This window comes from Tardiphaga sp. (genome assembly GCF_041424195.1).
In the GTDB taxonomy this organism is placed as follows: domain Bacteria; phylum Pseudomonadota; class Alphaproteobacteria; order Rhizobiales; family Xanthobacteraceae; genus Tardiphaga.
In genome coordinates this window covers 1-10469 of sequence record NZ_JBGMOE010000083.1, presented here as the reverse complement: position 1 = coordinate 10469, position 10469 = coordinate 1, and the positions used below count along the sequence as shown (strand labels likewise).

Here is a 10469-nt window from a genome sequence, read left to right as displayed (position 1 = left end):
TCTCAGTGAAAACTTATAACCCTCCCGGGTCACTTCTCAGTGCAACTCAACAGCCAGACCTTCCTGGCAAGCATAATCCAGAGCCGCCTCGCGAAGGCGTGTCGTCTGCTCGGGTGAATTGACCGGTGCCGCGGAACCCAACTACCACTCCTGCTTCTGTCAATGTACGATCGTTCCCGATCGGCACTCGCTCACGATTGATGTCGAGATAGGGGCTTGCGCGGGTCTCGTAAAGTTTTTCGCCGAATTTTAAGCTCGGTGAGGCTGCGATTGCTTCTCGTAACAAAAATGCCGCGATTGAATCGTAACTGTACGGTCGTTCCGTTAACGACTCGATGGCCGCGTGGCTGTCAGCCCGAGGATTTGATGAGATGCTTTCCGATGCCGCCGGCGCGCCCTTCTCCATCGCGGTCGTGTCCGACACGCAAAATTATGTGAGTCATCGCAACCAGCGCGAAGGCGGCTTCCCCTTCGACACGCGCGAGATGCTGTACGATGTGATGGCCTATCTTGCGCGCAATGCCCGGAGCGCGGGCGGCGAGATCGCCTTCGTGTCAGGTCTTGGCGACAATTGGCAGCATCCGAGCATTGCGGAGCCCGACCAGCTCAGTCTCGACCGAGGCATGAGGGCGATCGGCAATCCGGTGATCGAGGATTTGCTCCCTGCATCGCCTGAACAGTTGCTCTCGATCGAGATGCCCGCCGCTCGCGCTGCCTGGAACATCATCGCCGATCGTTTGCCGTTCTGCGTGATCCCGGGAAATCACGATTATGATCATCTGTGGACGGACCACGAGTTTCCGGCGGAAATTGGCGGAGGTATCAAGGGCAACAAGGTCGAAGGGATTGGCGGCCTTCAGGTCTCGGGGCTCGCGAACTGGACGAACATATTCGGCGCCTCATCGCCGTTCTTCGATGGAAAGGCCTGGTACGTGTCATTCCATGACGAGGGATGCAGCTCGGCGCAGATCTTCAGCGCGGGCGGCTATCGCTTCCTTCATCTGGGCCTGGAAATGTGCCCGAATGAGGAGACGCTTGCCTGGGCTGACGGCGTCATCAATGCTTACCCCGGCCTTCCGACGATCGTCTCCATCCACGAGTTTCTCAATGAAGAAGGCGAGCGCGCGTCCATCGTCTATTTGGACATGACGCTGCGGGACAGCCGACGTTTTGGTCCGGCGCGGCTGTGGGAGCGCTTCATCTCGCGGCATGACCAGATCCTGATGACCCTCAATGGCCATTTCCACGGCGTGAGACACCGGATCGACCTCAACCAGCACGGGCACAAGGTTTACCAATTCCTGGTCAATTATCAGGGCCGCAAGCAGTCGCTCAAGGATACCGGCTCTTCCGCGAGAGTGATCGACGGCATCGGCGACGGGTGGCTGCGGCTGTTGCGGTTCGATCTCGCTGCGGCCATGCCGACCTTGTACCTTCGGGCTTATTCGACCCACTATAAGGGTTTTGCACCCGATCTGCCGCGCTACGCCGAATGGTATGGGAAAGAGCATCCCGGCATGCCCGCTGAGGAATTCCTGCGCCTCGACGATATAGCCTTCGATCTGGAAGATTTTCGACAGCGCTTCGGGCCGCCGGGCGCCGCAGCTGACCCGTAAGCTGGTGCGATCGGATCGGTGAACCGGAGCGCTCGATCCTAGCGCGGTCACCGCAAACTGTACGATCGTTCCGCCCAATTTCACCGCAACGCAGTCGGCTTCCCGGCTGTCGCCCAATCACGTCGGCAGCCCGGGGTGCGTGCTGCTGCGCCTGTTCGAAAGGATTTTGGAATTTTGTTCTATCCTTCACGCCATCTCCGGTGCCTGCTCGCTCGATCTGCGCTTTCCGTGATCGCGGTAGCGGGGACTTCTGCTCCTGCCGTGGCGCAATCTGTCTCGCCAGCCGACGATTCTGCGGCTGAGGATGTCGGAGAGATTGTCGTCACGGCCGAGAAGCGCTCCTCGACCGTCCGCGACATTCCCATGGCGATTTCCGCTTATGCACCGGCGACACTGCAGCAGAAGCAGATCACCAGCATCGAGGATATTCAGCGCATTTCGCCCAGCATGCAGGCCGGCTTCAAGATCGGCGCCACGCAATTCGTGTCGATCCGCGGCATCGGCGCGCAGCTCTATCAATTGGCTGCCGAGCCGGCGGTCGCGGTCTCGCGGGACGGTATCGTCAATACGAGCCAGAACAGCATGAACCTCGACCTGTTCGACGTCTCGCGCGTCGAGGTGCTGCGCGGCCCGCAGGGCACCATTGCGGGGCGTAATGCCATTGCCGGTGCGGTCAATGTCTACTCCAACGAGCCGACACCGAATTTCGAAGGCGCGTTGACCGCAACGATCGGCAACTATGAGCGTCTCGCGGTAGAGGGCTATCTGAGCGGCCCGATCGCCGGCGACAAGGTGATGGCGCGTCTCGCAATCCGTTCGGATCGCGACAATGGCTGGTTGCGCAACACGCTCCTCGATACGAGGCTAGGACAAACCGACAAGCTCCAGTTCCGGGCGACTGTCCTGGCCAGGCCGACTGACGATTTCGAAGCGCTAGCGATCCTCGATGTCGTGAGGGACCGATCCACGACCTTCACGCTGGCCGACAATATCCGGATCCGATCCGACAAGCCGTCGCTCACCGAAGCCTTCGGCGCGATCCCGTTCAGCTGGTCCGACAAGACCGTCGCGATGGACGAGAGCGGATCCTTTAATCTGCGCCGCTACCAGCCCTCGCTTCGCCTGAAGTGGGCAGTCTCGCCAAGCACATCGATCACTTCTCTCACCGGCTATCTGAAGCTCGAAAATTTCTCGCGCTGGGATCCGGATGGCTCGTCGCTGCCGCTCTTCGTGTGGAATCCCAAGGCAACGCTTCCGGGATTCGACATCGACCAGTTCTCGCAGGAGCTGACCGTCGTCTCCGACATCAGCGACCGGCTCGAACTCATCGCGGGCGGGCTGTATGTCAGCAATCATCTCAAGGGCGCCAACCAGTTCGGCATTCCATTCGACAGCATTCCGGTGGACGCCATCGACTATCGCGCCAATCAGCGACTTGAGTCGATTTCCGGCTATGCCCAGCTGCGCCTGAAACTTCTGCCGAACCTTCGGGTCAGCGCCGGCGCGCGCTACACGCATGATCGCAAGAAATATGATGCCACCTTGAACGTGTTCGGCTCCATCGTGCAGAATCAGGCCAACACGACCTGGGATGACGTCACGCCGCGCTTCACGATCGATTTCACGCTATCGAAAGACCTCACGGTCTACGCGACGGTCTCGAAGGGCTTCAAATCGGGCGGCTATGTCACCTATTCGGCGCCGATCAACCAGTTCGATCCGGAAACGGCCTGGAACTACGAAGCCGGCATCAAGGGCAGCCTGTTCGACGGTCGACTGACCGGGGCGCTGACTGGCTTCTACATGCGCTACAAGGGGCTGCAGCAGTCCCAGGCCTCGGTCTCGAGCGGCGATATCATCGGGCGGGTCGTCAATGCGGACACCGCGGCCGTCAAGGGCGCCGAGCTGGAGCTGGACGCACGGGTCACCAACACACTGCGGCTCAGCTTCTCGGGGAACTGGCTCCACGGCCGCTACGGGCGTCTGCTCAGCGCCGATCCCGTTTATCCCGAGCGCGGCGTGCAGGACTATTCCGGTAACCGCCTGGTTCGTGCGCCGGACTGGCAGTTCAGCGCCGGCGCGGATTATAGCACCGCCATCGGCAGCGACTGGAATGCAACGCTGTCAGCGTCCTATTCCTGGCAGACCAAGGTCTATTTCGATTTCACCAACAAGGAGACGGTCGCGCAGCCGACCTATGGTCTCGTCAACCTCATGGCGAGCCTGGAGTCTTCGGACGGTAACTGGCGGGTGGCAGCCTATCTGCGCAACCTGACCGACAAATTCTACGTCACCCAGAACAACCCGCTGGTCGAGCGCGACGTCACTTATGGCAGCCTTAGCATCGGTGAGCCGCGGCGCTTTGGCGTCAGCCTCACGCGCCACTTCTGACCTCAGCCCAGTTCAGCAGTTCGGAGATCATCATGAAGACCAGCACCGATTTCATCCTGACCACCCATGTCGGCAGTCTCCCTCGTCCGAAAGCTCTGGAGGAGAAGCTGCTCAAGCAGGAGATGGGCGTCCTCAGCGAGGAGGAGGCCGCCACGATGCCGGCGGAGGTCTCCGACGCGGTCAAATGGGCCGTCCAGCGTCAGCGCGACATGGGCATCACCGTGATCGATGACGGCGAAATGAGCAAATATGCCTATTCGACTTACGCCCGTCAGCGCATGACCGGTCTTACCGGCAGCGACCAGATGCTCGCCATCTCGGACATCATGGACTTCCCCGAATTCGCGAAGCGGATGAAGCTCGAGATTAAGACGCCGGCCTGTGTCGGTCCGGTATCCTATCTCGAGACGGATGCGCTGCGGGCCGACATCGCCAATCTTCAGGCGGCGCTCGCGGGTTCGGGTGCCGAAGAAGGCTTCATGAACGCGCCATCACCGGGCATCATGGCAGCCTACATGCCGAACCAGTATTACGACACGCGGGAGGCGTATCTCTATGCCCTCGCCGAAGCGATCAAGACGGAATATGATGCGATCGTCGGCGCCGGCCTGATCCTCCAGATCGACTGCCCGGACCTTGCTGCCGGTCGCCATATGAACCTGCCGCCGATGGAGGCATCGGCGTTCCGCGCGGAGGTCGCGCTGCTAATCGAGGTGTTGAACCACGCCCTTCGGGATGTCCCCGCCGATCGCGTGCGCATGCACCTGTGCTGGGGAAATTACGAGGGACCCCATCATCACGATATCGAACTGCGCGGGATCCTCGATCTGATCTACAAAGCAAAGCCGTCAGCCCTTCTGATGGAAGCCGCCAATCCCCGGCACGCCCATGATTGGGCACTGTTCAAGGAGATGCCGCTCCCCGACGACAAGATCCTGATTCCAGGTGTGATCGACACCTGCACAAACTACATCGAGCATCCCGAGCTCGTCGCTCAGCGGATCGAGCAATATGCTGGCGTTGTGGGCCGGGAGAAGGTCATCGCTGGTACCGACTGCGGATTCGCGACGTTTGCCACCGTCCACACGATTGATCCCGACATCGCGTGGCGGAAGCTGGAGGCTCTTGCTCAAGGTGCTGAGATGGCATCTCGCCGACTGTGGTAGCCGCGGCAGTCTACAATTGCTCATTCCGCCTCCATAGCTGTCGTCAGTTCAGCAGCTCCCCGCAAAGGGCGGGGAGCTGCCAATACGCCTTAAATCTCGATTCTCTCGGCTAGAACCAGAGCATCATCGATGTCGATGCCAAGGTACCGGACCGTATTCTCGATCTTGCTATGTCCCAGCAGGATCTGGACCGCGCGCAGATTGCCCGTGGCCTTGTAGATCATGGATGCTTTGGTTCGACGGAGCGAGTGCGTTCCGTACTCTCGGCTGTCCAGGCCGATGGCGGTCACCCATTCGTCGACTAGGCGCGCATATTGTCGGGTGCTGAGGTGCCCAAGATAATCCACGCGGCTTGGAAAGACGTGATCGTTGATGCTTCCGCCGCGTCGCTCGAGCCATTTCATCAGGCTGGTACGGCAGTCGGTCATCATTTCGAATTGAACTGGACGGCCAGTCTTTTGTTGGATGACGGTCGCGCGATTTCGGATAATTGCACCGCTGACGAGATCACCGATCTTGATCTTCACGATGTCGCAGCCGCGCAGTTTGCTGTCGATTGCGAAGTCGAACAGGGCGCGATCCCTCAGTCGCCTGTGCTCATCGAGAAAGAAACGGATCGCCCAGATATCGCGCGCTTTTAACGGCCGCTTTGGTCCAACGACGACGCCTGCGTTCCAAGGGGGGCGTTCTTTGAAAGCAGGATCATATTCGGATAGTCCCATGACACTTCTCCTATCCCCCTGCAAAAGAGAGGAGATTCCGAAATGACTGGATTAGCAATCGGATATCCGGGAGCTTCCGCCTTATTTTCGGGCATTCGGAACCGGGTTTCCGCTTCCCAAAAGCGGCCCTTTGTTCACCTTCGTTCACATGATCTAGGAAGTACGTCTTTGAGGAGGTGGGCCGCGTTCCCCGGCCGCTGAACACCTTCGAGACCAAGGCCATGATCTGTGACCTCGCGGGCGAAAACGGCGGCCAGCGCAAGGGGAAGAAGATGATCCAGAGCTAACCGCATCAAGGAAGCAGCACTTGATGGAGCATGCTGGTGTTTGACAGCCCGGCCATCCCATTTCGAGATGGAAATTTCACATATTGATTTGTGAAACAAAAATGTTAAGTGGCGCCCGTGAGGTGCTTGAATGACAAATGAGAATGTCTTTTCCCTACGCCCACCCACCGAACTCGCGGGGTTTCTTCGCTTAGGGCGCACGGGATTTCGCAGGCTTGCCGACCTCCATGCCGGGGGACGACTTCCGTTTCGCCGGCTCGTTGTCGATGCCGCCTATTTCGTGGAGCAATTGGATTTCATCCGTGATCTCCAGATTGATGGATGCGAGATCGTGCTCGATCCCAATTTTGCCGAGCTTGCGACGCCGGGACGGCATAATGCTTCGTCCTTACAGAAGCTGCCGTGGGCGCTGCCAGGACGGCCTTGGACTGTTGACGAATTTGCGCGCCCGACCAATTTTGACGTCACCAAGGCGATTGCGGAATTTGCCGTGGCAGCCGACGTCTCGGCAGTCCTTGCGCCAACTCATCTTTGGGAGCCGGAAGATAGCTCATGGCGCTCAATCGATCTTCGGCTGTGCGAGGCTTTGCGTCACGAGCTGGATCGGGCGGGCGGTGCCGATATCGCAGTGGACTTTCAGTGGATCACGACCGCAAACGGTCTCAAGGATGCGGCGGCCCGAAAGCAACTCGCCGTTGATCTGGTCAGTCTGCCTGTCGAAAATCTATGGGTGAGGGCGGCTGGCTTCGGCGCCAGCGCTACGGGCGCAGCTACTCGAAGCTATGTGCGCTCGGTTGGGGCGCTGCATGAAACGGGCAAGCCGATCGTCTCTGATATGACGGGTGGCCTCGCCGGGCTGGCCACGTTGGCGTTGGGCGCCAGCGCCGCCATAAGTCACGGGATTGGCATGCGCGAGAATTTCAATCTCTCGAGCTGGAAAAGCGCACGCAAGGCGTCAGGCCCCGTGACTACGCGCATTTATGTTGCTGAACTCGATCGCTATTTTACCGAAAAGCAACTGCGAGAGGTCTTTTCGCTTCGGGGCGGTAAGTCGCGCTTGTGTTGCGTTGACCGGACCTGTTGCCCGCAGGGCCCTGACGACATGATCGAGAATCACGATGCGCATTTTCTCATGCGGCGTCATCAGCAGATCGCTGATCTATCGGCCGTTCCCGATAGTCGCCGCGGCGATCATTTCCTCAGTCAGCTTGTTGAGCCGGCGGTGCAAACTGCACGCTTGCTCGATCGGCTCGAAAAGTCTGATCCGAAATTGGGTGAGGCGATTTTGAAGGCGAAAGGGCGGCTTGTGCGGTTGCGTGATGCAATCGCGCATCAGCTCGTGGAAGCACCCCTGACGACCCATTCTCGTGCACCGCGTTTTAGAGGCGGCAACGGAAAAGTTGGCGCAGTTTTGAGGCAATAGACATGGCTAGTGCAGTAGTAACAATCCTTGATGACCTGAAAGTCCGCGGAGGCTTGAAAGGTACGGACGTCGCAAACATTGCCTCCGTATCTCCGGCTACGGTATCGCGCTGGACGACAGGCAGTTCATCACCGCATCCAAAGATGCAGCTGCTGATTTCTGACCTGCGATATGTGGTCGATCGGCTTGCAGAACTTTATACGCCCGAAGAAACAAGGATATGGCTCTACTCGAAGCATAGGTTGCTGGAGGGGGCTAGACCCATTGATCTCATGCATGATGGCCGGGCTGACGAAGTGCTGACGATCATCGAGAGTCTTGCAGAGGGGGCGTATAGTTAACTTATGCCGGACCCTGGACGCGTGCACGATCGGGCCGTCCTGGACGCGCTTGAAGACGCCGAAGCCGTATCCTTAGACATCAATGCCTGGCGAATAACCCGGCAGGAGCGCGATCCGCTCAAAGGGTCTGCTGTGGATGGCCGTTGGAGTCCCGGCTCTAACATCGAGGTTCTTTACACCAGTCTCGAACGGGATGGGGCGCTCGCCGAGATCGGGTTCAGGCTATCCTTGGAACCCGTGTGGCCAAGCCGTCTCGCTCATGAGATCCACGAAATCGCTCTGCAAACGACCAACACGTTGCGTTTTGCAGACACGACGGCGTTGGCGCCTTTCGGTGTGGACGTGGATCGCTATCGCTCCTTCGATTATAAAGCGTGCCAGGCTTTGGCGGCAGCGGCCCATTTCCTTGAATTTGATGGTCTGCTGGTTCCGAGCGCCCGGCACGCTTCCCACAACCTTGTCATCTTTCTCGATCGTGCTGCATCGGCCTCGCTTCGATGCCGGTCCTCGGACCCGGTCGATTGGGCAGCCTGGCGCGCGCGATAGCCTGGAAGAATCCTACTTTGGATACTTTTGAATTCAACGTCAGCTGCCCTGGCTGGCTTCCGTTCCGCAGACGCATCGGGAAGAAAGGGCATATGGGAACAGGGACAGTGAACAGACAAGGATCGCCCTGATGTCGGTCATTCCGTCCAACCATAGGACGCCCCAAAACCGGTCAATCGAAGTGGCACAACGGGAGGCCGCATTCAACGATAGGTGCGAGTTCCGCCAATGGTGTGGTACTGCCGGCACTTCAGCCAAACAACGAATGTTGGCCGAAGTGCCGATATCGAGCGTAATTGACGGTCATTCGGGCCCGTCATCTCCTGATGGGTGCAATCCTTGCGGTCGGCCGATCCACATCGTTCGAGAGGCCGTCACCGAAAGTCAGAACCTCTTCTTCAGCGTGAGATACCATTCGCGCGGTGCTGCTGGCTGGCCCGCATTGACAGTGCCGCCGAACGTAGCGCGAGGAAACTGATTTACCCAATAGAACTTGTTGAAAAGGTTCGTCGCGCCGATCGCCACATCGAAGTCATGCTCGACATTGCGATAGCTGATGCGGCCATTGAAGCTCGATCGCGGGTCTTGACGATAGTCCGGGAAATCCGCCGCATAGTAAATGGTGCTGTTGAAGAACCAGTCGAGGCGCGGTGTGATGGTTCCGCCGAGCGGTTTCGCGTCGATCTTGTACTGAATGCCGCCGCTGGCAGTCCAGTTCGGGATCGTGGTCTGACGCGAGGTCCCTTCGGATGTCCACTTGGTATAACCGACGGAACCGGTAATGAGCAGATCGTCGACCGGCTCAATCTCGACTTCAGCCTCGCCGCCGCGGATCTGGCCCGCAACCTGATAGTTATACGCACGGGGCAGACAGGTGACGCCGACGCCCTTGTCGGGTGTCGTGTTGAGGTTTTGCGGCCCGTCGGTCGCAGCATTATAGGGACGGCACGTCGTGAACGCTGTTGCATAGGGTGTGTTCAGCGGGCCGGCAGCAACCACGGTCATGTTACCCGAAACGAGGCCGGTCAGAGTTCCGTTCAGCTGCCCTTCCTGACCGCTATATCCGGCTGAACGCGATGTGAAATCCATCTGGAATGCTGCGACATTAAGCTTGAGGCGCCGGTCGAAGAATTCGGCTTTTGCGCCGATCTCGTAGCTGATGAGCGCGTCGCCAGGGATCGGCCCAGCCTGCCCAGCCTGCCAGGGGCGTACGACGAAGCCCGAAAGGCGATAACCCGATCCGGCCGAAGCATAGACCATGATGTCGTCGGTGAGGAAATAGTCGGCACCAGCCTTCCAGTCCCAGCGCTTGTCCTCGATCGTCACCGCGAAGATCGTGCCGCCTGCGGCCGGGACAAACGTCGTCTGACCCGGCGGTGTCGCATCGTTCTGCGAGACGAAGTCCACTCCCTTCTGGTCGTGTGAATAGCGGAGGCCACCGGTCACGTTGAAGCGATCGGTGACGTGGAACACGCCATTCGCATAACCGGCCCAGGACCTGGGCTTATAGGTGCTGACGCCGAAGCCCTGCGCACCGGACGAGACGTTCTGCGGCTGGTTGAGGTGCTCGGCGGTGCCGTCATAGTAGAACAGGCCGCCGACAAGGTCAGCGAACTTGAACCGTCCGGTGAGGCGCAACTCTCCGGTCACGTGATGCTCATAAATCTCATGGCGGGTGTAGGCTTCGGACAGCGGCGTGCCGTCGTAGGAGCCGGAGAAGTTCATATCGAGCGCGCGATAGCCGGCGATCGCGGTGAAATCGATCTTGTCGGTGAGGCCGACGACCAGCTTGCCCTGCACGCCGCGGTTGCGGATGAGAGAGGTTCGGGGGAAGCAGCGGCCACCCTTGAAGATGGAGCCGTTATAGTAGGTGTTGCCGGGAATTTGCGTTCCCGCCGGGATGGGATCGCAAAAAGTGTCATAGGTGTTGAGTTGCACTGAGAAGTGACCCGGGATTTTCATTGAGAAGTGACCCGG

8 protein-coding genes are annotated in these 10469 nt (G+C 59.1%); 6 read left to right on the top strand and 2 right to left on the bottom strand.

All coding sequences use genetic code 11. The features are described 5' to 3' along the window. The first annotated feature begins 371 nt into the window (after window positions 1-371). The 3 genes from ACEK02_RS13350 (at window position 372) to ACEK02_RS13340 (ending at window position 5173) form a co-directional block, all read left to right on the top strand. Window positions 372-1616 (top strand): hypothetical protein, encoded by a 1245-nt coding sequence (locus ACEK02_RS13350; RefSeq protein WP_371422172.1) that lies wholly within the window; start codon window positions 372-374, stop codon window positions 1614-1616. Between the two features lie 261 nt (window positions 1617-1877). Beyond that, on the top strand, window positions 1878-4007 hold the full coding sequence (locus ACEK02_RS13345; RefSeq protein ID WP_371422171.1) for a TonB-dependent receptor: 2130 nt from the start codon (window positions 1878-1880) through the stop codon (window positions 4005-4007). A gap of 32 nt (window positions 4008-4039) precedes the next feature. Beyond that, a complete protein-coding gene (locus ACEK02_RS13340) occupies window positions 4040-5173 on the top strand; it encodes a cobalamin-independent methionine synthase II family protein (RefSeq protein ID WP_371422170.1) in 1134 nt (377 codons plus the stop codon). Window positions 5174-5262: 89 nt separating this feature from the next. On the opposite strand, the gene ACEK02_RS13335 is transcribed toward ACEK02_RS13340, so the two are convergent. Beyond that, entirely contained in the window at window positions 5263-5895 is a 633-nt protein-coding gene (locus ACEK02_RS13335) for a tyrosine-type recombinase/integrase (protein WP_371422169.1), read from the bottom strand. A 417-nt stretch (window positions 5896-6312) separates the two neighbouring features. Here ACEK02_RS13335 and ACEK02_RS13330 point away from each other — a divergent pair, with 417 nt between their 5' ends. Genes ACEK02_RS13330 through ACEK02_RS13320 form a run of 3 tightly spaced genes read left to right on the top strand, consistent with a single transcriptional unit; the run spans window position 6313 to window position 8492 of the window. Then, complete coding sequence (locus ACEK02_RS13330) at window positions 6313-7605, top strand: hypothetical protein (RefSeq protein WP_371422168.1); 1293 nt, start codon at window positions 6313-6315, stop codon at window positions 7603-7605. 2 nt (window positions 7606-7607) lie between these two features. Next, window positions 7608-7946, top strand: coding sequence for a hypothetical protein (locus ACEK02_RS13325; RefSeq protein WP_371422167.1), 339 nt, complete (start codon window positions 7608-7610; stop codon window positions 7944-7946). A 21-nt stretch (window positions 7947-7967) separates the two neighbouring features. Continuing rightward, complete coding sequence (locus ACEK02_RS13320; RefSeq protein WP_371422166.1) at window positions 7968-8492, top strand: RES family NAD+ phosphorylase; 525 nt, start codon at window positions 7968-7970, stop codon at window positions 8490-8492. Between the two features lie 384 nt (window positions 8493-8876). Here the strand turns inward: ACEK02_RS13320 and ACEK02_RS13315 are convergent. Continuing rightward, window positions 8877-10469 (bottom strand): TonB-dependent receptor domain-containing protein (locus ACEK02_RS13315; protein WP_371422165.1); only part of this gene is annotated, 1593 nt, incomplete at its 5' end.

Bases quoted from the DNA above. Each gene is read 5' to 3' on its own strand.
- ACEK02_RS13340 (WP_371422170.1), top strand. From the start codon at position 4,040: ATGAAGACCAGCACCGATTTCATCCTGACCACCCATGTCGGCAGTCTC.
- ACEK02_RS13350 (WP_371422172.1), top strand. From the start codon at position 372: ATGCTTTCCGATGCCGCCGGCGCGCCCTTCTCCATCGCGGTCGTGTCC.
- ACEK02_RS13335 (WP_371422169.1), bottom strand. From the start codon at position 5,895: ATGGGACTATCCGAATATGATCCTGCTTTCAAAGAACGCCCCCCTTGG.
- ACEK02_RS13330 (WP_371422168.1), top strand. From the start codon at position 6,313: ATGACAAATGAGAATGTCTTTTCCCTACGCCCACCCACCGAACTCGCG.
- ACEK02_RS13325 (WP_371422167.1), top strand. From the start codon at position 7,608: ATGGCTAGTGCAGTAGTAACAATCCTTGATGACCTGAAAGTCCGCGGA.